We start from the raw sequence: 24701 nt of genomic DNA, 5'->3' as shown, positions 1-24701 counted from the left end.
TCTTTACAGGAATCTAAGCGCATAAATCGGGCGATTCTGCTACTTGGCGCTTCAAGCGTCCGATTGAAGGGAACAACGATGATCCAAACCACTGCGGACACTCGCGTCCGAATGAGGAAAATCGCGGTGCTTGGCCTTGCCGCCGGGCTGTTGCTGACCGGCTGCGGACGCGACAACCCGGCTTCCAACGGTACGGAGACCGGGAAGGCAATCGCGAGCGGCGCCGCCACCGGCACGATCAATTTATGGGCGCAGGGAGGCGAAGCGAAGTTGCTTCCTGAGCTGATGAAGGATTTCGAGGCTGAGAACCCCGGAGTGAAGGTAAACGTTACGGCCATCCCCTGGGATGCGGCCCACAACAAGTACCAGACGGCCATCGCCGGTGGAACAACTCCGGATCTTGCCCAGATGGGTACCACCTGGATGACTGATTTCAGTGATGCCTTCGATCCCAAGCCGGCAGAGCTGGATACGTCCGGGTTCTTCCCCAGCTCTGTCAAATCCACGGAGGTCGGCGGCGCTACCCTGGGCGTGCCGTGGTTCGTTGACACGCGGGTCCTGTACTACCGCAAGGACCTGGCTGCCCAGGCTGGTTACCCGGAATTTCCTAAGACGTGGGACGGCTTGACTGCCATGGCGAAGGCCTTGAAGTCTCAGGACGGCGTGAAATACCCACTCCAACTGCCGGTGTCCGGTGCCGATTCCTTCCAGTCCATGCTTCCGTTCCTTTGGTCCAACGGCGCACAGTTCATCAGCGGGGACAACTCAAAGTGGACGTTCGACACCCCTGAGATTGTGGACGCACTGAAGTATTACCAGAGCTTCTTCACCGACGAGCTAGCCAACAAGAACCCCGCAACAGGGGCTGGCGCCGGCGAGGCGGCCTTTGTCAATGGCGAAGCCCCGGTATTGATCCTGGGCCCATCCGGCCTCGCTCAGCTCAACACGGCCGGCGGTCCGGGCTTTGAAGAGAAGTACATGGTGGCGCCCTTCCCCAAAAAGGTCAGCGGGACGTCATTCATCGGCGGGTCAGACATGGTGGTCTTCAAGGACGCCAAGAACCGGGACGGTGCCTGGAAGCTTGCTCAGTGGCTGGCCAAGCCGGAAGTCCAGATCAAGTGGTACAAGGCATCAGGAAGCCTTCCCGCCCTGCAAAGCGCTTGGAAGGACCCGAGCCTGGCCGACGACAAGAAGCTGGCCGTGTTCGGTGAACAGTTGAAGGACACCAACTTTCCTCCCACCATCTCCACATGGACCCAGGTTTCCGCCGCCGCAGACACGCAGCTTGAACAGATCGTCAAGGCCGGCAAGGATCCCGCGGCGGCGATGAAGGACCTTCAAGCTGCGGCCGATTCAATCGGAACCGGGAAGTAACCATGACCGCCACAACGGCCACGGGGCAGACCGGCCGGACCCCGTCCGCTGGCCTGCCCCGGACGCCGGAACACCGTAGTCCAGCCGCCAGACGCCGCAGGAAAACACTGGTCGCCTGGCTGTTCGCCCTGCCATTCGTCCTCATATTCGGTGTCTTCATGCTGATGCCGCTGCTGTCCTCATTCGTGATGTCCTTCACGGACTTCACCAGCAAGGACGTCAGGAACCCCTTCAGTGTCGGCTTCGTCGGCCTGGACCAATTCTCTGAGTTGTTCGCCAATCAGCAGTTCCTTCACTCGCTGCTCAACACGGGCTACTTCGTCGTCGTCGGAATCCCGTTGACCATGGCAGCGGGCCTGGCCTTGGCTGTGGCACTGAACAACGGCATTACACGGTTCCGCAGCGCCTTCAGGGTCGGCTTCTACACACCGGTGGTGACCAGCATCGTCGCCATCGCCGTCGTATGGCGGTTCATCCTGCAACCGGACGGGCTACTGAACCTCGTGCTGGGCTGGATGGGCATTGCGGGGCCGGATTGGCTGAACAGCACCGAATGGGCCATGCCGGCCATGATTCTGATGGCGGTCTGGCGGAACATGGGCACCTTGATGATCATCTTCCTGGCCGGGCTGCAAAACGTCCCCACCGAGATCCTTGAAGCGGCCCAGGTGGACGGCGCCAACGCCTGGCAGAGATTCGTCAGGGTCACACTCCCTATCCTTCGCCCCACCCTACTGCTGGGCGCCGTCTTGCTCTCGGTTGGGTTCCTGCAGTTCTTTGAGGAGCCTTTCGTGATGACCAAGGGTGGTCCCCTGGACTCCACGCTCTCGGTGAGTTACTTCACCTTCAACCAGTTCGGGTTCGGTAAGTATGGCCTGGCCTCGGCCGCCAGCTACGTGCTGTTCATAGCGATAGCGCTGCTGAGCCTGATCCAATTCCGTACCCTCCGCTCCAAAGACTGAAGCGAGTAGACGATGACCAATACAAAAATCGCTCCTGCAGCGCCGGTGCGCCCGGCGCCCCACAGAGCCGTCACGACGCGCAAGCAGTCCGGCATGGGAAAACAGCCGTGGGTATATGGCGGACTGATTCTTGCCGGAGCCGCAACCATATTGCCCTTTGTCTGGATGCTGCTGGGATCCTTCAAAACCCAGGGGGAGCTTCTTCGCCGACCCGTCACATGGTGGCCCCAGAACCCCACCTTGGACAACTACGTGCGCTGGTTCACCGATCTGCACATAGATCTCTTCTTCATGAACAGCCTCATCGTTGCCGTCGTCACGGTCCTGGGAAACCTTCTGTTCTGTTCAATGGTGGGCTACGCCCTGGCCAAGATGGACTTCGCGGGAAAGAAGGTCCTGTTCCTGCTGGTGATGGTGACCCTCATGGTTCCGGGCGTTGTGACATTCGTGCCACTGTTTGTCATGGTCAGCAAGCTGGGCTTGGTCAACACCTACCCGGCGCTGATCCTGCCTTTCCTCGTCTCACCCCTGGGCGTTTTTCTTATGCGGCAGTTCATGATGGGGATCCCGGATTCGCTGATCGAGGCGGCAAGGATCGACGGGGCCGGTGAATTGCGGACCTTCACCAGGATCGTTATGCCGCTTTGCGGACCGCCGCTGGCCACATTGGGGATCCTCACCTTCCTCGGATCATGGAATAACTTCCTCTGGCCCCTGGTCGCTGCCCAGAGCGAGGACAAGTACACGCTGCCCGTCGCGTTGTCCCTGTTCTCGACCGGTGAAAGCGCGACAGATTACGGGCTGCTGCTGGCTGGCTCGGTGCTGGTCATCGCCCCCATCGTGGTGCTTTTCATTTGCCTGCAGCGATTCTTCATCCAAGGCGTTGCAGCGACCGGCATCAAATGAGCCCTTCACAGTCCTCCCGATACCATCACTCACATCCAAGGAAGCAGCTATGACCGTCCCCGCTGAATTGTGTAGGCCAAGCCGTGAACAGCGCGCCCCGGGCGCCATGGCCAAATTTCGACGTCGGTCAGCAGCGGCGGTTGCCGCTACCGCGATCCTGGCCGCGTCCTCCGTCGGCAGCCCTGCAGTGGCAAAGGAGGAGCCACCGCAGGCGCGTGTGTGGCTCACCACGGTGGACCAGTCGAAGCTCCTGGACGAGCAGGCGCCGGTACCATTCGGGTCCGCTGCCTCGTCACTTCCGACGATCGTGATCGATCCCGAAACGACTTACCAGACCATGGACGGCTTTGGCGCCTCCATAACAGACTCCTCGGCCGCCGTGATCTCCGGGCTCAGTCCAGCCCAGCGGGAAGCGACCATGCGCAAGCTCTTCGACCCCCAAGCCGGGATCGGCGTTAGTTTCCTCCGCCAACCCGTGGGCTCCTCGGACTTCACGGCGGCGGCTGCGCATTACACCTACGACGACGTGCCTCTGGGCGAGACCGACTTCCCGATGGACAAGTTCAGCATCAAACACGACGAGGCGCAGATCCTGCCTCTTCTGCGCCAAGCCAAAAAACTGAACCCCGCCCTCAAGATCGTCGCAACGCCATGGAGCCCTCCGGCATGGATGAAGACGGGCGAGTCCCTTAACGGCGGGACTCTCAAAACCGGCCAGCCCTACGCCGACGCTTACGCCAAATACCTCACCAAGTTTGTGACGGCATACGCGGACGCGGGCGTACCGATCGACTATCTGACCGTGCAGAACGAACCCCAGTTCCGGAAGCCGGATGGCTATCCTGGCACGGACATGCCGGTCGCTGACGAAGCCAGGGTGATCTCTGCCCTTGGGCCCATGCTCAAGCGGGAGAGCCCTGCCACGAAGATCCTCGGCTACGACCACAACTGGGCTACGCACCCGGATGACATCGCCAAGACACCCGCAGGCCAGGACCCTGAAACCGACTATGCCGCCCAACTGCTGTCCAGCAAGGCGTCGAAATGGATCGCCGGGACTGCCTTCCATTGCTACTACGGAGACCCCAGCGCCCAGACGGCGCTGCACAACCAGTTTCCCAATAAGGACATCTGGTTCACCGAATGTTCCGGTTCGCACGGGGTTGATGACCCGCCAGCTAAGTTCTTCCGCGACACCCTGACTTGGCACGCCCGCACCGTGACTCTGGGCGTCACACGTAATTGGGCCAAAACCGCAGTGAACTGGAACATTGCCCTCGACGAAAACGGCGGCCCGCACTTAGGTGGGTGCAGTACCTGCACGGGGCTTGTCACAGCACATCCAGACGGAACCGTGACGACGAACGCCGAGTATTACACCATCGGCCACCTATCGAAGTTTGTGAAGCCCGGCGCCGTGCGGGTCGCCAGTACCTCCTTTGGCACGACAGGGTGGAACGGCCAGATCATGGACGCCGCATTCCGAAACCCCGACGGCTCCACCGCCCTCGTCGTGCACAACGAAAACGACGAACCACGCTCGTTCGCCGTATCGGTGGGCTCCCGCTCATTCGAGTACACCCTGCCCGGAGGCGCATTGGCGACCTTCACCTGGCCGCCGTCGAAAGCACTCGAGGACGACCTCGCACCGGTGGACATCACCGGCGCGACGGCGATCGCGACGAGTTCTGCGGCAGACGCACCGCTGGCCATCGACGGGGACGCTTCCACCCGCTGGTCAAGTGGCCAGGCGCAGGCGGCAGGCCAGAACCTCACCGTCGACTTGGGCAAGGTAAAGAAGTTCAGCCGCGTCGCGGTGGATTCCGGAGGCAACCTCGGAGACTACGCCCGCAACTGGCAGCTCGAAACCTCGGCTGATGGCACGAACTGGGCCCTCAAAGCCAGTGGCACTGGCACCGCGCAGCTAACGAACATCGACACGGCAGCGACCAACGCCCGCTATATACGCATCTCTTCCACAGGCGACGCTGGCAACTGGTGGAGCATCGCTGACGTGCGTCTTTACAGCTGAACTTCAGCAGCCACCACGCTTAGTGGCCAGAGATCGACTCTTCCGTCACAGCCCCAATCTCCAAGGAATCAAATGCCATATTCAATTCAACTGTTCACCCTTCGCAACGCCATGGAGGATGATCTCCCGGGTGCCATCCGCAAGGTCGCAGAGATCGGCTTCACCCAAGTGGAGCCTTACGACTTCGTGGCCACCGCCAAGGAGCTCGGTGCTGCACTGGCCGAGCACGGCTTATCGGCACCTTCCGGCCATGCCCCGCTGATGAGTCAGGACCAGGACAAAATCTTCGAGGCTGCCAAGGAATTAGGCATCACAACGGTAATTGATCCCTTCCTGCCAGCAGAGCATTGGCAAAAGGCCGAGGACATCCAGGCCACGGCTGAAAAGCTCAATGCCGCGGCGAAGAAGGGCGCCGGGCACGGAATTCGGGTGGGGTATCACAACCACGAGTGGGAACTGGCGTCGGTGATAGAGGGCCGGACGGCGCTTGAGTACTTCGCCGGGCTGCTGGATCCGGAGGTTGTCTTGGAGGTGGATGTTTACTGGGCTGCGGTGGGAGGACAGGATCCCGAAGCCCTCCTCCGGCGGCTCGGTGAGCGGGTGAAGTTCATCCATATCAAGGACGGCCCGATAACTGCCGACATCAAAGCGCAGCAACCCGCTGGCCAGGGCCGGATCGCTGTCCTGGACGTCATTGCGGCGGCCAAGTCTCTCGAAGTGGGCGTCGTTGAGTTCGACGACTACGCAGGGGACATCTTCGAAGGCATCACCCAGAGCTTGAGGTATCTGGAGAACGCAGCAGTAAACGCAGGAGAGATGGCATGAACGGCGTTGTTGGGACCGGCAGCGGTCCCGTCGGGATCGCCGTTATCGGCGCCGGCAATATCAGCAAACAGTACCTGGATAACCTCACACGCTTCCCTGACCTGAAAGTCCACATCATCGCGGACCTGTTTGAGGATGCCGCCAAGTCGCGGGCCAATGAGTACGGCGTCCCCGAGTGGGGTGAGGTCGAAGCGGCGCTGAACCATCCCGACGTCGAAATCGTAGTGAACCTGACCATCCCGGCCGCGCATGTGGAAGTTGCGACTGCTGCGGTCCAGGCGGGAAAACACGTCTGGACCGAAAAGCCGTTTTCTTTGGACCGGGAATCCGGGCTCGGCCTGCTGAAGGCAGCCGACGCAGCACGTATCCGTCTGGGTTGCGCGCCCGATACGTTCCTCGGCGCGGGGCTGCAGACGGCGCGGCGGATTATCGAGCGCGGGGATATCGGAACGCCCCTCACGGCCATGACCACCTTCCAGACACCTGGCCCGGAATCCTGGCACCCCAACCCCGGTTTCCTGTTCCAGTACGGCGCCGGACCCTTGTTCGACATGGGCCCTTACTATCTCACCGCCCTCGTTCAGACCTTCGGGTCTGTCCGACGGGTTGCTGCCCTCGGCTCAAAAGCCAAGGAAATGCGCGTGATCGGGTACGGACCAAAGGCAGGGGAGGAATTCGCCGTCGACGTCCCCACGCATGTTTCCGCCATGGCGCAATTCGACAACGGGGCATCGTCCCACAGCGTCTTCAGCTTCGAATCACCACGTGACCGGATGGGATTCGTGGAGATCACAGGGACGGACGCCACCATTTCCCTTCCTGATCCCAACGAATTCCACGGTGACGTCCGTATCTGGAAGGCCGGGGATGAGGACTGGACCACGATTCCAGCCACCGGTCCTGCAGACGGCCGCGGTTTGGGAGTGCTGGACATGGCACGTTCCATCCGCGCAGGCGTCCCACACCGGGCCACGGGGACCCTCGCCTACCACGTCCTGGACGCCATGGTCTCAATCAATGAATCAATCGAATCCGGCGCTTTCATAGACGTCGAAAGCTCTGCCCCAACCTCCGCTGCCCTCCCGGAGGACTGGGAACCGTCAGCCCAAACACTCTAGGAGACCCGCCTTGAAATCCCCGAAACAAAACCTCGAGCGGGAACAGACCCGTCCTTTGGGGGTGGCCATGATTGGTTACGCCTTCATGGGCAAGGTCCATTCACATGCATGGCGGAACGTAGCAAGCTTTTTCGACGTTCCGGCCTTCGAACAGAAGGTCCTGGTAGGCCGCGACGCCTCCCTGGTAGCCGAGGCCGCCGCCAAGTACGGTTGGACCGAGTCCGCCACCGACTGGCGGTCCGTCATGGAGCGGGACGACATCCACATCGTCGATATCTGCGCCCCTGGCTGGATGCACGCAGAAATCGCCATCGCCGCGCTGGACGCCGGCAAGCATGTCCTCGTCGAGAAACCTCTGGCCAATACCCTGGCTGAAGCCGAAGCCATGACCGCAGCCGCCGGTACCGCCCGGGGAAAGGGCGTGCAGTCCATGATCGGGTTCAACTACCGCCGGGTTCCCGCCCTGGCGTTGGCCCGCGAACTGATCGCCGAGGGACGATTGGGCACAGTTCGTCACGTCCGCGCCGCATACCTCCAGGATTGGCTTGCCGACGCTAAATCACCCATGACCTGGCGTTTGCGGAAGGAAATGGCTGGCTCCGGCGCTTTGGGGGACATCGCCTCCCACGCTATTGACCAGATACTGTTCCTCACCGGCCAAACCGTCACGGAGGTCACCGGCACACTGAGGACTTTCGTTGCCGAGCGTCCCGGTCCCGAAGGCTTGGAAGAGGTGACGGTGGACGACGCTGCCTGGGCAACCCTTGGCCTCACAGGAAACGTTGGCGCTTCAGTCGAGGCTTCCCGTGTGGCCACGGGGAGAAAGAACAGTCTCCTCATCGAAGTGTATGGCTCACTCGGGTCGTTGACTTTTGATCTCGAGAACCTGAACGAGCTCGGTTTCCTGGACGCGACCGCACCTATCAGAGAGCAAGGCTTCCGACGGATCCTGGTCAACGAACCGGAACACCCCTACCTCAGAGCCTGGTGGCCCCAAGGGCACATCATCGGCTGGGAGCACACTTTCACGCACCAAATCCGGGACTTCCTCCTTGCCATTCGGGACGGAAAGCAGCCCTCGCCGTCGTTCGAAGAAGGCCTCAACGTTCAGCACATCCTCGCTGCCGTGGAAGAGTCCGCGGCCGCCAAAAGCTCCCTGGTCCAGTTGTCCACATAACCTCATTCGTCTGAGTTAGGCGTGAGGAGCCGCCGGTACAGTGGCAATATGCCTGCTCGCCTTCCTGATTTGCCCTCGCTCGAAGAACTCCTGGACAACGCCCACGTCGTTTCACTGCCCATGCGCGTGAAGTTCCGCGGCATCATGGAGCGGGAAACCCTCCTGTTGAAAGGGCCGCTGGGTTGGGGTGAATTCTGCCCTTTTCCGGAATACGACGACGACGAATCCTCGCGCTGGCTCGCTGCTGCCTTGGAAGCGGGCTGGATCGGGTTCCCTCCAGCTCTTCGGGACAGCATTCCCGTAAACGCCACCGTTCCCGCAGTCCCTGCGGAACGGGTGCCGGAGGTACTTGCTCGGTTTGGCCGGGTGGATGCCGTCAAGATCAAAGTTGCTGAGCGTGGTCAGTCTCTTGCCGAGGACGTCGCAAGGGTCACCGCTGTGCGAGACGCCCTTCCCGACGCCGCCATCCGCGTCGATGCGAACGGGGGCTGGGATGTTGACCAGGCTGTGGAAGCATTGGGCAAACTGTCAGTTGTCGGACTTGAATATGCAGAGCAACCGGTACCGGACATTGAGGGTCTGGCTGAGGTGCGACGTCGCCTTGCCGCCAGGCGAACGACCGTTCTGATAGCCGCCGATGAAAGCGTCCGGAAAGAGGCGGACCCCCTTCGTGTCGCAAGGGCAGGGGCCGCGGATCTGATCGTCGTCAAGGTCGCGCCGCTTGGGGGAGTGGCACGCGCCCTGGACATCGTCGCCCAAGCCGGCCTCCCCGCCGTCGTCAGTTCCGCCCTCGATACCTCCATCGGGATCCGTGCTGGTCTGGCGCTCGCGGCCGCGCTGCCTTCGCTGCCATACGCCTGCGGGCTTGGCACCGTTTCGCTCTTCGCCTCGGACATCACCCTGGACCCCTTGGTAGCCGACGACGGCGCCATCCACCTTCGCGATGCGGTCGCCGACGCTGGGCTGATGGAGCAGTATGCGGCTCCGGGGGAGCGTCGCGACTGGTGGTTTGAGAGGCTGCGACGCGTACATTCGGCACTCGCTTCCTCGCAAGAAGACCTGTTCACCGAAACTTAACCAGAGAGTCCTCTCGGATTCGGATTGCGCTGAAAAGCTCAGCGGGAACCTCGTACATTCTCTGGAAGGTCCCCTCATGTCTGATACCACCGGACGCACGTTCCCGCTGCTGCCCATGTTCGGCCACACCAAAGGCAAGCGCAGTGCCGTCACGTGTGCGCTCAAGTGCGACAACGCCTGTGCCGGCGATGTTTGCAACACGAGCTCCAACGGCTACTTCCGCGACATCGCTTCAACGGCGATGACCCGCCGCGCAGCCCTGGGGCTTGGCGCCGCCGGTGCTCTCGCCGTCGTACTTGGTAGTGCAGTGACTGGGGCCGAACCTGCAGTCGCCGATGCCGGGAACGGATTGTCGGACGCAGCCAAGAAGGGCTTCGGGAAGTCCAAGCTCCAGTTCACGGCAATCAAGCCGGTTGACGCCGCCGTTGACGCTTTCGCGGTTCCAGAGGGGTTCGACTGGAAGCCGATCATCCGCTGGGGTGACCCCCTTTTCGCCGATTCCCCAGCCTTCGACCTCAACGCGCAGACTGCTGCAGCCCAGGCACGCCAATTCGGCTACAACAACGACTACACGGACATCATCCCCGTTCCCGGCTCCAAGGATCGCCGAGCCGTCTTGTTCACGAACCACGAATACACCAATGAGAACATCATGCTGCCGGTAGGCTTTGACGCCGCCGAAGCCCGCGCCATCGGCCGGGCCGGTCACGGCCTGACGGTGGTGGAGTTGGAGCGCAAGAACAAGAACCAGCCCTGGGGCTACGTTCAGGGTGCACCCCTGAATCGGCGCTTCCTCACGGACACCGTCTATGAGCTGACCGGCGCTGCTGCAGGCACCAACCTGGTCAAGACAATCGATGACCCGGAGGGCCGCTGGATCAAGGGAACCTTGGGCAACTGCTCCGGCGGCACCACCCCGTGGGGCACCATCCTCTCCGGTGAAGAGAACTTCAACGGTTACTTTGCCGCCCCCGGCACCAGCGATTCCGACAAGCGCTACGGCCTCTCCGCGAAAGCGACCACGCGTCAGTGGGAACTCGACGAGCCGCGCTTCGATACGCGCAACGCCGGTTACGCCAACGAGACCAACCGCTTCGGCTGGATCGTTGAAGTTGACCCATTCGACCCCACCGCGACTCCGAAGAAGCACTCCGCCATGGGCCGCTTCAAGCATGAGGGCGCCAACGTGATTGTCGCTCCGTCGGGCCAGGTTGTGGCGTACATGGGTGATGACGAGCGCTTCGACTACCTCTACAAGTTCGTGTCCAAGGGCAAGTACCAGCCCGGCGACTCGGCTGAGGCGCGGAAGAACAACATGAGCCTGCTCTCCGAAGGTGACCTCTACGTTGCCCGCTTCACAGGGGACTCCGCGGCTGCAGAAATTGACGGCACGGGCAAGGTTCCCGCCGACGGTGCATTTGACGGCACCGGCGAGTGGTTGCCGCTGGTGGTGGGTGGCGTCTCGGCGGTTCCCGGCATGTCTGTTGCTGAAGTCCTGGTCTACACACGTCTGGCCGCTGACAAGGTTGGCCCCACCAAGATGGACCGTTGCGAAGACGTCCAGCCCAACCTGCTCACCGGCAAGGTTTATGTGGCCTGCACCAACAACTCGGACCGCGGCAAGGTGGGCAAGGAAGGCGCCACCGAGGTCAACCCCCGTACGCTGAACCGTGACGGCCATATCGTGGAAATCACTGAAGGCCCGGATCAGACCGGCACCAAGTTCAATTGGACCCTGCTGCTGGTGGCCGGTGACCCCGCCAAGAACACGTCCACGTACTTCTCAGGATTCCCGGCGGACAAGGTTTCCCCGATCTCCTGCCCGGACAACGTGGCCTTCGACTCCATAGGCAACCTCTGGATCTCAACCGATGGTGCACCGTCCACCATCGGCTACGCAGACGGGCTGTTCAAGGTCACCCTCGACGGCCCCGAGCGCGGAAAGGTGGAGCAGTTCCTCGCTGTTCCCCGAGACGCCGAAACCTGCGGTCCGATCATCCACGACGAGGAGCGCACCGTTTTCGTCGCCGTTCAGCACCCGGGAGAGGAAGGAACGTTCGCGGACCAGCACTCGTTCTTCCCGGACTACGTGGACGCTGGAGTCACCCCGGCGGCCGGTGCTGTTAGGGCGCCGCGACCGTCGATCGTCCAGGTATTCCGCAAGTAGCGTAGTCGGCAGAATCGCTCCCTCGCCCGGGTTGACGGGTGGGGGAGCGTTTCTGCCTCTCCGGATCTTCTCTCACTTCCTGCGGCCTTTTGACGGATCTTCTCTCACGTCCTGCGGCGTTCTGACGGTCCTTCTCTCACTTCCCGACGGCTCGGGTCGGTCCCTTCCTGGCTGGCACGATGTGAGAGCGTCCCGTGGAAGCCGGCATGATGTGAGAGAGCGTCCGGTGGAAGCCGGTTGGATGTGAGAGAACGTCCGGTGGAAGCCGGTTGGATGTGAGAGAAGATCCCGTGGAAGCCGGTTGGATGTGAGAGAGGGATTGGGGTCCGGTGGACGCCAATAGACTGGAACGGTGACTTCCCAGGACTCTCTGACATCCATCGCCGCCGCCAGAATCGCCGTTACGGCATTGCTCGACGGCGGTGTCCGGCACGTGGTGGTGGCGCCGGGTTCGCGTTCTGCGCCCATGGCCTACGCCCTCGCGGAGGCAGAGGCTGCGGGCAAAGTTCTCCTGCATGTCCGGATCGATGAACGGGATGCCGGATTCACGGCCCTCGGACTTGCCCTCGCAACCGAAGCAGCCGCCGCCGTCCTGACAACCTCGGGTACCGCCGTCGGGAATCTTCTGCCCGCCGTGATGGAGGCCAACCACTCAGCCGTGCCGCTGGTGGTGGTCTCCGCGGACAGGCCGGAGGAACTTCACGGAACCGGGGCGAACCAGACCACAGCTCAACTGGACTTGTTCGGCGATCACGTTCGCTTCGCCGTCGACGTCCCCGCGGGGGACAGTCCCCAGAGGGCAGTTGCCACCGCGCTGTATGCTGCCACGGGCGCCCTCGAGGACACGCCGCCGGGCCCGGTGCAAGTGAACCTCGCGTTCCGGGACCCCCTGGTTCCAGGCCCCGGCGATGCCCTTCCCACTGCGGCTGGTCACAGCGTGTTCCATTACGACGCCGGTCCCCAAGCGTTGGATCTTCCGGCGGCATCCACCGAACTCGCCGAACGACGCACCGTGGTTCTGGCAGGCCATGACGCTGGTCCGGTGGCCGAGGCCTTCGCACGCGCGCACGGCCTTCCCTTGCTTGCCGAACCTTCATCCAACGCGCGATTCGGCCCCAATGCCGTGGGCCCATACCGGGTGTTGTTGGAGCACTTCGGTCCGGACTCGGCTGCACCGATCGAGCGTGTGGTCCTTTTCGGTCGGGCCACTCTTTCCAGGCCGGTAGCCGCGCTCTTGGCCCGCCCCGCCATCGAATCTGCCATTTACCAGCCGGTCCCTGTGGCCTGGTACGAGGCCGGCCGACGCCGCGAGACACCCATCGAAACCCTCCCCGAGTTGGCCGCGTTTGCAGGCAGGGGCTCTGCCGAGTGGCTGGATTCCTGGCTCCTGGCCGGTGCTGCCGCCCAACATGCCTTGGATGGAATATTGGCAGGGGAGTCGGCTGCCAACGGTCCTTCCGTCGGAGCCACCGTCTGGGAGCACTCGCGCGGCAAATTGGTCCTGGGATCCTCCAACGGCATCCGCGACGTCGACCTCGCCGGCCAACCCCACCCCGACCCCATCGCCACCGTCTACGCCAACCGCGGCCTCGCCGGCATCGACGGCACTATCGCCACGGCCACCGGAATTGCCCTGGGCAGTGGACGTGAAACCACGCTTCTCCTAGGCGACGTCACCTTCCTGCACGACGCCGGCGGACTGCTTCTCGGCCACGGCGAACCCATTCCCGATCTCCGGATTGTGGTCCTTAACGACTCCGGTGGCGCCATTTTCAGCCTCCTCGAACACGGTGCGGTGGAGGACTCAGGGGCCTACGACACCGCCGTCGAACGCCTGTTCAGCACCCCACACTCCGTAGACATCGCGGCACTCGCGGCCGCGTACGGCGTCGGACATCAGGCGGTAAGCACGACGGCGGAACTCGCGGAGGCGCTCAAGTCGCCGCTGAAGGGACGCACCATCGTGGAGGTGCGCGTGGACCGGGCAGGCCTGCGGGGACTTCATGCCCGCATCAAGGAAGCAGTTTCCGGTGCCGTGGGCAAGGTGTTGACGGCAGGCTAACGGGGCTTTCCACGCCACCCAAATTCGCCCACGCCACATACATGTCTCCCCGCTGCTAATAGGGACAGGTGACACTTGGATATGGGTGTCACTAGCGGGCATATGTGTCAGCAGGCAGTTCGAGTGTCGTGCCGGAGTCCTCACGGGTGGCGGATCCCGTGAGGGTGGCCGCATACATCCGGAAGGGTGCGCTGAGATTTCCACATACGGCCACCAAGCCCTCCTCTTTGACCCGGCGAGTCTAAAGACTTGCTCCATGCGGACCCTACCCAAACTCATTCTTGCCAAGGACTTGTCCCTCATTGGCGGGGACTCCCGCAAACTGTCGATGGCAGCGAAGAGTGGGAATCTCGTGAGAGTCCGCCACGGAGTCTATGTCGATGCGAAAAGCTGGGCAGCCCTGGAGAGATGGGAGCGTTATGCCCTGAGTGTTGCGGCTGCTGCTGAGACATTTACGTCCGCCACGGTGTTCTCGCACCACTCCGCGGCCACCATTCATGGCATTCCGACGATCGTCGGACGACAACCCGTTCACGCACTCAGCTCCTACGCCGGCGGGGGAAGGTCCAGAGCAGGCGTCCGACGGCACTATGTCAGCGATGGTCTCCAGGAAGCCGAGGAAACGAACGGTTTCCTGGTGACGGGCCGGGTCAGGACGGCACTGGACATCGCAGCCTCCGTGCCATTTGCCGAGGCTGTTGTTCCCATGGATTTCCTCTTATCCCAGGGACGTCATCGCAAACCCGTAACGAGGGATGAGCTGCTGAATGATATTGATGCCCGGTATTCGAAGGCCGCCGCAAAGCGCGTGGCAGCGGTTGTTCAATTTGCTGCTACAAATTCAGGTTCGCCGGGGGAGTCCTACTGTCGGGGGCTCATGCATCTCGCCGGTTTCGCTGCTCCCGAGTTGCAGTATGAAGTTCGAACGAAAGTAGGAGTCGTCTATACGGACTATTACTGGAAGGACGCCAGGGTGGTGGGGGAATTCGACGGCCGCGAAAAGTATCTGAAACCGGAATTCCTGAATGGCCGGACACCCTCTCAGGTTGTGATCGACGAGAAGAGCCGCGAAGATGCGATACGTGCCACAGGGAGAAGTGTGTTCCGGTTGGTGTGGAGTGACCTGACAGTTGGCAAGCTGGAACGTGAGCTTGTGACAGCCGGGGTTCCCCGCCGCCGTCGTGCTTCTGCAGGACACGCAAATTCATAGCTGCCACAAATACGGGAGGGCGCCACCTATATATAGGTGTCGCCCTCCCGTATTTGTGGCGCTGAAGAAGATGCGTGGCGCGGAAGAAGATACGCGGCGCCAGCTGTCCAGCAAGCCGCAAGAATCAGCGAGCCCGACGGACCTAGTCCTCCACGACGTCGATGTGCGTCGGGTCCAGGACGCGACGCAGGAATTCCTTGGTTCGTGCCTGGGTCGGAGCGCTGATGACGTGTTCCGCCGGGCCCTCTTCCACGACGACGCCGGCATCCATGAAGACCACACGGTCAGCCACTTCGCGGGCAAAGCCCATCTCGTGGGTAACAACCAGCATGGTCATGCCTTCCTGGGCCAGCTTGCGCATAACGGCAAGGACATCGCCCACCGTCTCCGGGTCAAGGGCAGAGGTTGGCTCGTCGAAGAGCATCAGCTGCGGGTCCATGGACAGCGCGCGTGCAATGGCTACGCGCTGCTGCTGGCCACCGGAGAGCTGGTCCGGGAAACGGTCAGCCAAGTGTCCAAGGCCAACGCGCTCCAGGTTGCGGCGGGCCACCTCGGCGGCCTCGGACTTGGACCGCTTGAGGACCTTCATCTGGGAGATGGTGCAGTTGTCCAGCACGCTGAGGTGGGGGAACAGGTTGAAGTGCTGGAACACCATGCCAACGCTTTGACGCATGCGGTTGAGGTCTACGTCGGGGTCGGTTGCCTCGAACTTGCCCACGTTGATGGTGCCCGCATTGGGGTGCTCAAGCAGGTTCACGCAGCGCAGGAGGGTGGACTTTCCGGAACCGGAAGGGCCGATCAGGCAGACAACCTGACCTGGTTTCACGGTCAGCGAGATTCCTTTGAGGACTTCATTGCTTCCGTAGGACTTGCGCAGGTCCTTGATGTTCACGCCCGCGGCCTGGACGGTCGCTGAGTTGTTGACGACGTCGTTCATGACTGTCCTGCCTATCGCTTCGTCCGCGCGGAGCGGCTTTCGAACTTCCGTGCCAGGAGGCTCAAGGGGATGGTGATGACCAGGTAGAAAGCGCCGGCCACGAGCAACGGGGTCAGCCCGGCTCCGAGGCTGGAGATGCCGTCGCGGCCAAACTTGGTCAGCTCATACTGGGACGCGGTGAGGCCCAGGACGTAGATCAGCGAGGAGTCCTTGGTGAGCAGGATGATCTCGTTGGTCAACGGCGGCAGGACGATCTTGAACGCCTGCGGAATGACGATGGAGACCATCGCGCGCCAGTGCGGCATGCCAAGGGAGCGGGCGGCTTCCATCTGTCCCTTGGGAACGGCTTGGAGGCCAGCGCGCAGGGTTTCGGCGATGTATGCGGAGGCCACCATACCGAGGGAGACCATCACCACGATGTTGACGTCCCACTGAACGCCGAAGGCCAGGGGCACGCCGTAGCCAAAGGCGATGAACACCAGCAGGGCGGGGACGCCGCGGAAGAACTCGATGTATCCGGTGGCGAGCCAGCGGTACAGCGGGAAAGAGGAGAGCTTCATCAAGGCGAGCAGCAGACCACCGGAGAGGCCCACAACGAAGGCAAGCGCCGTATAGATGAGGGTGTTCTTGAGGCCGATGAGGAAGATGTCGGGGAACATCGGGCCAATTTTGGCGAAGTTGAAGACGCTGTTTCCAACGGTCTTCCAATCCACGGCGAGGATCACTGCGGCCACGGCCACAACGAAGATCCCGGCCTGGACGTACAGACTGACTTTGGCTCGTTGACGTGCAGTCATTGCCATGGTGTTCTCACATTCGTGTTGCGCAGGTGGGGCCCCGAACGGACTGCCTAAACAGATCGTTGCGGGGCCCGCCTGCGTGATTCTTGGGAGCCGGGGCTCGGACTACTTCTTGGTGGCTTCGCCGAACCAGGTCGTCTCGAACTTCTTCATGGAGCCGTCATCAGTGAGGCGCTTAAGCGTGGCATTGACGGCGTCCGCCATGGCGGTGTTGCCCTTTTTGATGGAGATGCCCAGCTTCTCGCCCGTTGCGTAGTCTTCGACGCGCTTGAGCTTGGAGTCGTCCTTGATGGCGTAACCCAGAACCGACTGGTTGCCGACGGCGGCGTCGATGGTGCCTGCCTTGAGGGCCTGGACCAGGAGCCCGGAGTCTTCGAACTGCTGCGCGTCGATTCCCTTGTCCTTGGCGTACTGGGCGCCGGTGGTGGCCTGCTGGACGCCCACCTTCTTGCCCTTGGCGCCGTCGAGGTTGCTGATGCCGGAAGACGAGGTGGCCACGAGGGTGAGGTCGTCGTCAAGGTACGGGTTGGAGAAGTCCATGACGTTCTTGCGGGTGTCCGTGATGGAGATCGAGGAGATGGAGACGTCGCAACCAGTGAGCGCGGTGCCGGTCTCGATTGCTTCGAAGGAGCTGTCCACCACGTTGAGTTCGGCCTTGAGGTCCTTGGCCAGTTCATTGGCGATGTCCATGTCGAAGCCGACGATCTTGCCGTCCTTCTGGAACTCGAAGGGCTCGTAAGGGACATCCGAGCACACCGTGAGCTTGCCGGCGTTGATGAGCTTGGGGCCCGATCCACTTGAGGCTGCCGGGGTGGAGGAGCCACCACCGCAGGCGGTCAGGGCCAGGACGCCTGCTGCGAGCACGGCGGCCATCTTGGTGCCGGACAGAACCGAACGGGAGATCTGCATGTTTTTTACCTTTTGTTGCAGTGGATGCTGAACTGAGTCGGTTTTAGTGTAGCGCCGAACCTGAGATGTGCATCACAGGAAACTAAGTTTCACTATTGGATAACTAGTTTAGCGAATATGCAAGCGCCCTCGGCGAGTCCCAGTCTGAGATCCCAGATTCAACGCTGAATGCCCAGGGCCTCAAGCATTGGCCGGAATTTAGCCCACGTCTCGGCAAGCTCAGCCTCCGGCTGTGAACCCTCCACGATCCCGCAGCCCGCGTAAAGGCGCACTGTATTGGCGTCCTCGATGACCGCACCGCGCAAAGCGATGCCCCATTCGCCATTGCCGGCAGCGTCCAGCCAACCCACCGGCCCGGCATAGGGGCCACGGTCCAGGTGCTCCAGTTTTCGGATCAGCGCACCGGCCACCAAGGTAGGCGTTCCGCAGACAGCTGCAGTTGGATGCAGCGCGTTGATCAGGGCCAAGCACGTGGGCACATGGCCTTCGATATCAGCAAGCTCAGCTTTGACGTCCGAGGCCAGATGCCACACATTGGGCAGTTCCAGAATGAAGGGCTCGCTGTGGGAGTTCATCGCCTCGGAAAACGGCGCCAGCTGGCGGGTCAGCGAATCAATCGCGATTTCGTGCTCGTGGCGCTGCTTTTCAGATCCGGCCAGAACCCGCTCGGCGTACGCCATGGGGGATCCGTCTACACCTTCGGCGTCGCGGCGATCCAACGTTCCGGCCAGCACGCGGGCCTGGGCCGTGCGACCCTCCACCTGAATCAGCATTTCAGGTGTCGCACCCACCAGGCCGTCAACACCATACGTCCAGCATTCCCGGTACCGTGCCGCCAGCTGGCGAAGCACCTCCGCAGCGTTCACGCCGGCAGGAAGGTTGGCTACGACGTCGCGCGCCAGGACAAGTTTCTCCAGCTTGCCGGTGCGGATTTCCGCCACGCCGTTGGAGACGGCCTGCATCCAATCCATTTCGCTCAAGGAACCGCGGCTGAGGTAACCAGCCGCATCGTTGGGCGAAAGAGCGTCAGGTGACAGCCCGACGTCGGCCCCTCCTGCCGCTAGGGCCTCACCATCGTCTTCGCATGGGTCGGCGCTTGTCAGCCAGCGGTCCAGGGCGGCGAGGACGCCCGCCTCGGTGAGCTCGGCGTCGTCGAACGTTAGTTGGGTGGCCCAGGCGCGGCCGTCGCGCATGCCAATCACCATCTCAGGGACGATCAGCCGGGAAACGTGCGGGGACATCTTGGAAAAAGCGAACGATCCGAACGCAACCGGGCCAGTGCCTGGAATCTCCACGTGATCAGTGATTTCGGCCTCAAGAATGAGGTGCCGCCACCAGATATCAGCCTCAAGGAAGCGCTCAGGGCCCGAGGCGTTGAACCGTGTCAGCTCGCCGTACCCCACCAGGCCGGCTTCGCGGCGTGACCAGCAGAGGACGTCGTCCCGGACCAGAAACGACGGCAGCCCCCCGGAGGATGATTCGACATCGAGGGGGACTGTCAAGGTACGGAGCGTGCTCGTCATGATGGAACAACAGTACTCCCGCGTGCCGCCAGAACCTGAGCCGAGTTCTACAGCGCAGCAAAGTCGGCTGAATGTCTGAGACAATTGCAGGGTGAACCGAGCATCCTTGGAAAAGCGTCCGGACGAAGTTGCGACGATGTTTGACGATGTCGCCCCTAAATACGACGTCGTGAATGACGTCCTCTCCATGGGGCAGACGCGTCGGTGGCGCCGGATCGTGGTGGATGCCATGGATGTGAAGGTGGGCCAGAAGGTCCTGGACCTTGCCGCTGGAACGGGCACCTCCAGCGAACCGTACGCCGATGCCGGTGTGAATGTTGTGGCCTGCGACTTCTCCCTGGGCATGCTCAAAGTGGGCAAACGCCGCCGCCCGGACATCGACTTCATCGCCGGAGATGCCACCAACCTGCCGTTCGCGGACAGCAGCTTTGACGCTTCCACCATTTCCTTCGGCCTGCGGAACGTTGTCGAACCGCGCAAAGCCCTCGAGGAAATGCTGCGCGTCACCAAGCCGGGCGGCCGGCTGGTCATCGCCGAGTTCTCCCACCCCGTGGTGCCGCTGTGGCGCAACCTCTACACCGAATACCTGATGCGCGCCCTCCCGGCCATCGCCACCAAGGTCTCCTCCAACCCGGATGCGTACGTGTACCTCGCCGAATCCATCCGCGCCTGGCCGGACCAGGACCACCTGGCCCAGTGGCTCAGCGAAGCAGGCTGGACGGACATCACCTACCGCAACCTCAGCGGCGGCATCGTCGCGGTACACCGCGCGCAGAAGCCGGCCGAGCACCGCGAAAGCGTTCCCGTGGCCAAGCTCCGCCGCCAGATCAAACCGCGCCGGTCCGGCAGCCAGCCCAGCTGACGTGCCACTTATTTAGGACGACGTGAAAGTACTGATTGTTGGCGCGGGGCCCGCTGGGTCCACCGCGGCCTATTACCTCGCCCAAGCCGGCATTGATGTCACAGTGCTGGAAAAGACTTCCTTTCCCCGCGAAAAAGTTTGCGGCGACGGTCTGACCCCGCGCGCCGTCCGTGAGATCCAGAAGCTCGGATTGCCGCATGCTGAGTCCGAGGGCTGGCGCCGAAACAAGGGGCTTCGACTCATTGCAGGCGGCCGTACCATTGAGCTGCCGTGGCCCGAGGTTTCAGACTTTCCCACGTACGGACTGATTCGGACACGTCTGGGGTTCGACGAAGAGTTGGCCCGTCACGCGCAGTCCGCGGGCGCCGTCGTGCTTGAACGCCATAGCGTCACTTCAGCCTTGCAGTCTGACGATGGGCGCGTCATCGGCGCACGGGCGTCCATCCTTGACGAGTCCGGACGCAAGACCGGCGAAACGGGCGACTTCCATGCCGACGTCGTACTGGCTGCGGACGGCAATTCCACGCGAACCGCCGTGTCGCTGGGTATGCACAAGCGTGACGACCGCCCACTGGGTGTCGCCGTTCGCACGTACTTCACATCTCCCAGGCACGAAGACGACTGGATGGAAGGCTGGCTGGAGCTCCCTGGCAAGTCGGGCAAACCGCTGCCCGGCTACGGCTGGGTGTTTGGCGTCGGCGACGGAACGTCCAACGTCGGCCTTGGAATACTGAACTCTTCCAAAGAATTCGGCAAGCTGGATTACAAGCAAGTCCTGCGCGAATGGACCGCTGGAATGCCCGCCGACTGGGGCTTCACCCCCGAGAATCGGGTGGGGGAGATCCGCGGCGCCGCGCTGCCCATGGGCTTCAACCGCACACCTCACTATTCGCCCGGGCTGCTCCTGCTGGGCGACGCCGGCGGCATGGTGTCCCCGTTTAACGGCGAGGGCATCTCCTACGCCATGGAGTCGGCCCGGTTCGCGGCCGAGTTCCTGATTGACTCTGCTTCACGTTCGGCCTCCGCCGGATGGACCGCCGACGACGCCGACGCCCACCTTTCGCGGTACGCGGACTATGTGCGGGACCAGTGGGGATCGCACTTCACTTTGGGTCGAATGTTTGCTTCCTTGATCGGGAAGCCGGCCGTGATGAAGCTTGCCCTGCGAACGGGTATGCCGATTCCAATGTTGATGCGCTTTGTGGTGCGTATGCTCGCCAACCTCACGGACCCGTCCGCAAAGGGCTTCGAAGACCGCGTAATCCGCGTCCTTGAGATGCTCGTTCCGGCCACGTCCAACACTTCCTCTGTCCGCCCTTTTAAGGCGGCAGACTCCGACACCGCGGTTTCCGCAACAACTAGTTAGGGTTAAGCCGTGACGAACTCTGCCGAACACAGCTGGACGCATGCCGGGCACGGCCTGCCGGACTCTGTTGAGCCTGCCCCCAACACCACCGCGATCGCAACGGGTCTCCAGCTGCCCGCCGGTTTTGCCGCCATCGCCGGCGACGCCGAACTCGGCCCAGCCATCACCACCAACCTCGCCCGCGTGGAAAAGAAGCTTCGCGAAGCCATCTCCAACTCCGATCCCCTTGCTGACGCAACGTCGCGCCACCTGGTGGAAGCCGGCGGCAAGCGGATCCGTCCGCTGCTCACTCTGCTGTGCGCGCACCTTGGAGATGCTTCGCGTCCGGAGGTTGTCCAGGCTGCAGTTGTGGTTGAACTGACGCACCTCGCCACCCTCTACCACGACGACGTCATGGACTCTGCACCCTTCCGCCGTGGCGCTCCGACCGCCCACGAAGTGTGGGGCAACTCCGTGGCCATCCTCACCGGCGACCTCATCTTTGCCCGCGCCTCCATCCTGGTCTCAGAGCTCGGCTCCCGTGCTCTCGGCATCCAGGCCCGGACCTTCGAACGCCTCTGCCTCGGCCAACTCCACGAAACCGTCGGCCCTCGCGAGGACGAAGACGCAGTGGAGCACTACCTGTCCGTCATCGCCGACAAAACTGGATCCCTGGTTGCAGCCTCCGGCCAACTCGGCGCGATCTTCGCCGGTGCCGATCCCGCGTACGAGGACCTCCTGGTTGAGTACGGCGAGAAGGTTGGCGTGGCCTTCCAGCTCGCCGACGACGTCATCGATGTCACCGGCGTTAAGGTCAAGTCAGGAAAGTCCCCGGGCACCGACCTCCGCGAAGGTGTTCCCACACTGCCCGTGCTGCTGCTGCGCCGCGATGCTGCTGCAGGTGATTCCTCAGCGGCTGCGCTCTTGAAACTTGTGGACGGGGACTTGACGTCTGATGCCGCCCTTGCCGATGCCGTGGCTGGTTTGCGCGAGCACCCGGTGACCACCGAATCCTGGAAAATCGCCCGCCAGTGGTCCGCCGAGGCGGTTGCCGCCTTGGCGCCGCTGCCGGAGGGCGTTGTGAAGGCGTCGCTGACTAACTTCGCGCACGCAGTGGTGGACCGGAGCAGCTAGCTTCGTCCTTTCTGGCTGTGGGTTCCTGACCTTGTTTGGGTTCCGATTGGGCGTTGTGCACCCTTTTTAGGTTGAGTGGTGGCTGATTTGGCTTCAAAGTGGGTCAGGACGCCACGCGCTGGCCGGTAGCTTACGACGCCGATACCCACTTGGAGAGCAAACGTGACGGTCCGAAGTGGCCGGCTTCCCGGTTGGCCAAGACAGCGAGCACCTCGGACACCATTCGCTCAGGGTTATGAACGACGTCCGCGTAGTAGTAGCGAAGGACCAAGTGGCCGCCCCGGATGCTGGCATTGTTTCGATATTGGTCCTTCTTCACTTGTTTGCCTTCCAAGTGGGTGCTGCCGTCGAGTTCGATGACCAGGCAGTCGTCGATCAGGCAGTCGACTTCCCCAACCCCGGGCAGCTGCACGTGCATGCGGACACTCAGCCCCGCCCGCACGAAGTGAGTGTGGGCCAGAACTTCGAGCAACGAATCCGCTCTTGGCAGGACTAGATCGAGGATTGCCCGGGAGCGGCCATTCCGATTCCCGGTCAGCCTCGTCCGAAGGTAGTCCGGCGTGAGCAAGGCAAGGGCAATCGCGCTTTGAACCATGACTAATGATTCCAACTCAGGGAGGCATCGAAGGGCGTGCATCAGAGCGTCGGCCACCCCGACGACAGGGAGATATGGGTGGCGTGGATGAAGGGCTACTGCGTGATTAACCACTGCTGGATTGGGTAGACCGTTACCGCAAGCCAGGTGAAGGATCTCCGGTTCGTGAAGCGTCCACAACCCATAGAACCGCGCAGCCGAGATGCACGTAAGGCGACCATTCGCCCGAAAGGCCGCAACGACGTCGGGGTCTGCTCCCTTGCTGACATAAACGCCCCGCTGAAGGCGCTCGATTGTCCCCGACCTTGTGGCAGCGCACAGCACTCGTTCTGTAAAACCGGCCCGTCTGAGATCTGTGGTTCTGGCAGCTCCATGTCGAGACCGAAGGAATTCAATGAGGTTCATTCGGTCATGCTTCCGTGCTTTCAACCCTGAATGTGCTGGTGTTTTGCAGCTATGTGGATAACTCCACGGGTCCGTAAATAAGATCTTGGTTGTTGGAAAATCATTGACGCCAAAAGTTGCATATGTGACAGACTTGTCATAAGCTATTCACGGATCCACTAAATGCCTCCGGTGGGTCTGATGCGAACGGAGATTGTGGTCCCGGTTCGGTGCAGCGTATGACTCGTAACGTTGCAGCGGACCGGGGCCATTCCGTTTAACAGCAAGACGGCAGTGGAGCGGTGGCTTCGTGACCTTCTTTGGAGGACGGGCAGCCCAGATGCAACCCAAATAGGGTGCACAACGGCTCAGGCCAAGCCAAACATGGTCAGGAAGCCACAGCCCTCAGCGATTGGCGCGGGGTAGGGCCAGGGTGAGCGCCGGCGTCGTGGTGTCGGCCAGCCTGGCGTGGCTTTTGGGCCGCCGGCGGGGCGTGGCTTCGGGACCTTCTTTGGAGGTCGGGCAGCCCAGAGGCAACCCAAATAGGGTGCACAACGGCTCAGGCCAAGCCAAACATGGTCAGGAAGCCACAGCCCTCAGCGATTGGCGCGGGGTAGGGCCAGGGTGAGCGCCGGCGTCGTGGTGTCGGCCAGCCTGGCGTGGCTTTGGGGCCGCCGGCGGGGCGTGGCTTCGTGACCTTCTTTGGAGGATCGGCAGCCCAGATGCAACCCAATTAGGGTGCACAACGGCTCAGCCCAAGCCAAACATGGTCAGGAACCGACAGCCCCTCAGCCCCCACAACAACAACGGCCCCAACAAAAACAGCCCCCACGCCCCCAACAAAGGGGAGCGCAGGGGCCGCCAGTCAGAACCTAGTCTTCGTCGTTGAACGCCCACTCGAACATGTCGAAGACGAACTCGGAGAACGTGCCTTCTTCGCTCTTCCATTGGCCTCGGGCGTTGTTGCGGCGCCAGACGATGGGGTCCGGGACGCTGACATCGGCGATGCGGAAGCCCCAGGTGAATTGTTCCTCTTCGTCCTCGAGGAACATCAGGAAGCCTTCGTCGTCCACCTCGAGTTCTTCGGGATCCCAGAAGTAGTGATACGCCTCCATGAGGTCCTCGCAGCCGCCGAGGGCGAGGTAGAACTCGCGCAGAGCCAGCGGGATTGTGAACGAGTGATCAGTGAGGGCCTCTTCCAGTTCCTCTGGTGTGAGGCCGTCTTCTTCCTGCCATTCATCCTCGAGATACTTTGGGACCAGCGCGCGGAACTTCTCGAGGAACATGTCAGTCATGCTCTTA

Annotated in this window: 20 protein-coding genes and 1 pseudogene; 14 read left to right on the top strand and 7 right to left on the bottom strand. The window is 62.2% G+C overall.

All coding sequences use genetic code 11. The features are described 5' to 3' along the window. Positions 1–78: 78 nt before the first annotated feature. The 11 genes from AC1DD7_RS09310 to AC1DD7_RS09260 all read left to right on the top strand — a co-directional run bounded on the left by AC1DD7_RS09310 (position 79) and on the right by AC1DD7_RS09260 (position 14910). Entirely contained in the window at positions 79–1374 is a 1296-nt protein-coding gene (locus AC1DD7_RS09310) for a sugar ABC transporter substrate-binding protein (RefSeq protein WP_477514708.1), read from the top strand. 2 nt (positions 1375–1376) lie between these two features. Next, positions 1377–2336, top strand: a complete 960-nt coding sequence (locus AC1DD7_RS09305; protein ID WP_477514707.1) for a carbohydrate ABC transporter permease — start codon at positions 1377–1379, stop codon at positions 2334–2336. A gap of 93 nt (positions 2337–2429) precedes the next feature. Continuing rightward, positions 2430–3242 (top strand): carbohydrate ABC transporter permease, encoded by an 813-nt coding sequence (locus AC1DD7_RS09300; RefSeq protein ID WP_477514887.1) that lies wholly within the window; start codon positions 2430–2432, stop codon positions 3240–3242. 49 nt (positions 3243–3291) lie between these two features. Then, entirely contained in the window at positions 3292–5274 is a 1983-nt protein-coding gene (locus AC1DD7_RS09295) for a discoidin domain-containing protein (protein ID WP_477514706.1), read from the top strand. A gap of 72 nt (positions 5275–5346) precedes the next feature. Beyond that, the gene (locus tag AC1DD7_RS09290) at positions 5347–6099 is read left to right on the top strand and encodes a sugar phosphate isomerase/epimerase family protein (protein WP_477514705.1); all 753 of its coding nucleotides are present in this window, start codon (positions 5347–5349) and stop codon (positions 6097–6099) included. Then, entirely contained in the window at positions 6096–7217 is a 1122-nt protein-coding gene (locus AC1DD7_RS09285) for a Gfo/Idh/MocA family protein (RefSeq protein WP_477514704.1), read from the top strand. The genes AC1DD7_RS09290 and AC1DD7_RS09285 overlap by 4 nt, the downstream gene beginning before the upstream one ends. Before the next feature lie 67 nt (positions 7218–7284). Further along, positions 7285–8394, top strand: coding sequence for a Gfo/Idh/MocA family protein (locus tag AC1DD7_RS09280; protein WP_477514886.1), 1110 nt, complete (start codon positions 7285–7287; stop codon positions 8392–8394). Between the two features lie 48 nt (positions 8395–8442). Further along, the gene (locus tag AC1DD7_RS09275) at positions 8443–9471 is read left to right on the top strand and encodes an o-succinylbenzoate synthase (RefSeq protein ID WP_477514703.1); all 1029 of its coding nucleotides are present in this window, start codon (positions 8443–8445) and stop codon (positions 9469–9471) included. A gap of 76 nt (positions 9472–9547) precedes the next feature. Further along, positions 9548–11638: a PhoX family protein gene (locus tag AC1DD7_RS09270; RefSeq protein ID WP_477514702.1), complete on the top strand. Its 2091-nt coding sequence runs from the start codon at positions 9548–9550 to the stop codon at positions 11636–11638. Positions 11639–11990: 352 nt separating this feature from the next. Then, complete coding sequence (gene menD, locus AC1DD7_RS09265) at positions 11991–13700, top strand: 2-succinyl-5-enolpyruvyl-6-hydroxy-3-cyclohexene-1-carboxylic-acid synthase (RefSeq protein ID WP_477514701.1); 1710 nt, start codon at positions 11991–11993, stop codon at positions 13698–13700. A gap of 256 nt (positions 13701–13956) precedes the next feature. Then, on the top strand, positions 13957–14910 hold the full coding sequence (locus AC1DD7_RS09260; RefSeq protein WP_477514700.1) for a hypothetical protein: 954 nt from the start codon (positions 13957–13959) through the stop codon (positions 14908–14910). A 142-nt stretch (positions 14911–15052) separates the two neighbouring features. Here AC1DD7_RS09260 and AC1DD7_RS09255 read toward each other — a convergent pair whose 3' ends face one another. From AC1DD7_RS09255 to AC1DD7_RS09240, 4 genes are all read right to left on the bottom strand, one after another. Continuing rightward, on the bottom strand, positions 15053–15847 hold the full coding sequence (locus AC1DD7_RS09255; RefSeq protein WP_442016497.1) for an amino acid ABC transporter ATP-binding protein: 795 nt from the start codon (positions 15845–15847) through the stop codon (positions 15053–15055). Positions 15848–15858: 11 nt separating this feature from the next. Then, entirely contained in the window at positions 15859–16650 is a 792-nt protein-coding gene (locus AC1DD7_RS09250) for an amino acid ABC transporter permease (protein WP_223934202.1), read from the bottom strand. 102 nt (positions 16651–16752) lie between these two features. Next, positions 16753–17556, bottom strand: a complete 804-nt coding sequence (locus tag AC1DD7_RS09245) for an ABC transporter substrate-binding protein (RefSeq protein ID WP_477514699.1) — start codon at positions 17554–17556, stop codon at positions 16753–16755. A gap of 158 nt (positions 17557–17714) precedes the next feature. Then, on the bottom strand, positions 17715–19079 hold the full coding sequence (locus AC1DD7_RS09240; protein WP_477514698.1) for an isochorismate synthase: 1365 nt from the start codon (positions 19077–19079) through the stop codon (positions 17715–17717). A 91-nt stretch (positions 19080–19170) separates the two neighbouring features. On the opposite strand from AC1DD7_RS09240, the gene AC1DD7_RS09235 reads away from it, so the two are divergent. The 3 genes from AC1DD7_RS09235 to AC1DD7_RS09225 are packed head-to-tail and all read left to right on the top strand — an operon-like array spanning position 19171 to position 22420. Further along, the gene (locus AC1DD7_RS09235) at positions 19171–19941 is read left to right on the top strand and encodes a demethylmenaquinone methyltransferase (protein ID WP_477514697.1); all 771 of its coding nucleotides are present in this window, start codon (positions 19171–19173) and stop codon (positions 19939–19941) included. A gap of 22 nt (positions 19942–19963) precedes the next feature. After that, positions 19964–21307 (top strand): geranylgeranyl reductase family protein, encoded by a 1344-nt coding sequence (locus AC1DD7_RS09230; RefSeq protein ID WP_477514696.1) that lies wholly within the window; start codon positions 19964–19966, stop codon positions 21305–21307. A gap of 9 nt (positions 21308–21316) precedes the next feature. Beyond that, on the top strand, positions 21317–22420 hold the full coding sequence (locus AC1DD7_RS09225; protein WP_431116084.1) for a polyprenyl synthetase family protein: 1104 nt from the start codon (positions 21317–21319) through the stop codon (positions 22418–22420). A gap of 130 nt (positions 22421–22550) precedes the next feature. Here the strand turns inward: AC1DD7_RS09225 and AC1DD7_RS09220 are convergent, their stop codons facing one another. The 3 genes and pseudogenes from AC1DD7_RS09220 to AC1DD7_RS09210 all read right to left on the bottom strand — a co-directional run bounded on the left by AC1DD7_RS09220 (position 22551) and on the right by AC1DD7_RS09210 (position 24694). Continuing rightward, a complete protein-coding gene (locus AC1DD7_RS09220) occupies positions 22551–23015 on the bottom strand; it encodes an endonuclease domain-containing protein (protein ID WP_477514885.1) in 465 nt (154 codons plus the stop codon). A 276-nt stretch (positions 23016–23291) separates the two neighbouring features. Further along, a pseudogene (locus AC1DD7_RS09215) lies at positions 23292–23420 on the bottom strand (type IV toxin-antitoxin system AbiEi family antitoxin domain-containing protein); the annotation flags it as partial. Between the two features lie 851 nt (positions 23421–24271). After that, a complete protein-coding gene (locus AC1DD7_RS09210) occupies positions 24272–24694 on the bottom strand; it encodes a hypothetical protein (RefSeq protein ID WP_477514695.1) in 423 nt (140 codons plus the stop codon). Positions 24695–24701: the final 7 nt, after the last annotated feature.

Source organism: Paenarthrobacter sp. 10L412 (assembly GCF_056395565.1).
This window is presented reverse-complemented; position numbering and strand designations above follow the sequence as displayed.

Excerpts from the sequence above, each read along its gene's own strand:
- AC1DD7_RS09310 (WP_477514708.1), top strand. The coding sequence starts at position 79 with ATGATCCAAACCACTGCGGACACTCGCGTCCGAATGAGGAAAATCGCG.
- AC1DD7_RS09305 (WP_477514707.1), top strand. The coding sequence starts at position 1,377 with ATGACCGCCACAACGGCCACGGGGCAGACCGGCCGGACCCCGTCCGCT.
- AC1DD7_RS09300 (WP_477514887.1), top strand. The coding sequence starts at position 2,430 with ATGGGAAAACAGCCGTGGGTATATGGCGGACTGATTCTTGCCGGAGCC.
- AC1DD7_RS09295 (WP_477514706.1), top strand. The coding sequence starts at position 3,292 with ATGACCGTCCCCGCTGAATTGTGTAGGCCAAGCCGTGAACAGCGCGCC.
- AC1DD7_RS09290 (WP_477514705.1), top strand. The coding sequence starts at position 5,347 with ATGCCATATTCAATTCAACTGTTCACCCTTCGCAACGCCATGGAGGAT.
- AC1DD7_RS09285 (WP_477514704.1), top strand. The coding sequence starts at position 6,096 with ATGAACGGCGTTGTTGGGACCGGCAGCGGTCCCGTCGGGATCGCCGTT.
- AC1DD7_RS09280 (WP_477514886.1), top strand. The coding sequence starts at position 7,285 with ATGATTGGTTACGCCTTCATGGGCAAGGTCCATTCACATGCATGGCGG.
- AC1DD7_RS09275 (WP_477514703.1), top strand. The coding sequence starts at position 8,443 with ATGCCTGCTCGCCTTCCTGATTTGCCCTCGCTCGAAGAACTCCTGGAC.
- AC1DD7_RS09270 (WP_477514702.1), top strand. The coding sequence starts at position 9,548 with ATGTCTGATACCACCGGACGCACGTTCCCGCTGCTGCCCATGTTCGGC.
- AC1DD7_RS09260 (WP_477514700.1), top strand. The coding sequence starts at position 13,957 with ATGCGGACCCTACCCAAACTCATTCTTGCCAAGGACTTGTCCCTCATT.
- AC1DD7_RS09255 (WP_442016497.1), bottom strand. The coding sequence starts at position 15,847 with ATGAACGACGTCGTCAACAACTCAGCGACCGTCCAGGCCGCGGGCGTG.
- AC1DD7_RS09250 (WP_223934202.1), bottom strand. The coding sequence starts at position 16,650 with ATGGCAATGACTGCACGTCAACGAGCCAAAGTCAGTCTGTACGTCCAG.
- AC1DD7_RS09245 (WP_477514699.1), bottom strand. The coding sequence starts at position 17,556 with ATGCAGATCTCCCGTTCGGTTCTGTCCGGCACCAAGATGGCCGCCGTG.
- AC1DD7_RS09240 (WP_477514698.1), bottom strand. The coding sequence starts at position 19,079 with ATGACGAGCACGCTCCGTACCTTGACAGTCCCCCTCGATGTCGAATCA.
- AC1DD7_RS09220 (WP_477514885.1), bottom strand. The coding sequence starts at position 23,015 with ATGGTTCAAAGCGCGATTGCCCTTGCCTTGCTCACGCCGGACTACCTT.
- AC1DD7_RS09210 (WP_477514695.1), bottom strand. The coding sequence starts at position 24,694 with ATGACTGACATGTTCCTCGAGAAGTTCCGCGCGCTGGTCCCAAAGTAT.